This is a genomic window from Mycobacterium sp. UM_11 (assembly GCF_001414075.1).
Taxonomy (GTDB): domain Bacteria; phylum Actinomycetota; class Actinomycetes; order Mycobacteriales; family Mycobacteriaceae; genus Mycobacterium.
In genome coordinates this window covers 1-293 of record NZ_LATC01000284.1, presented here as the reverse complement: position 1 = coordinate 293, position 293 = coordinate 1, and the positions used below count along the sequence as shown (strand labels likewise).

1 protein-coding gene is annotated in these 293 nt (G+C 69.3%); it reads left to right on the top strand.

The window, feature by feature from the left end:
• On the top strand, positions 1-293 hold a 293-nt coding region (locus tag WU80_RS25045; protein ID WP_156349807.1), incomplete at both ends, for a DUF222 domain-containing protein.

Genomic DNA, 293 nt, shown 5'->3' with positions numbered 1-293 from the left:
ACCGCGGGGCTGCGCGCGCTGTTGGCCTCGGGAAAACTCGGCCGGCACAACGGGTTACCGGCCTCCATCATCATCACCACCACCCTGCAGGAACTGCAGACCGCCGCCGGGCACGGGCGCACCGGTGGCGGCACCCGCCTGCCGATCAGCGACGTGATCCGGCTGGCCCGCCACGCGCATCACTACCTGGCCATCTTCGACAACGACGCCACACCCCTGGCGCTGTATCACACCAAACGCCTCGCCAACCCCGGCCAACGGATCGTGCTCTACGCCAAGGACCGCGGCTGCAC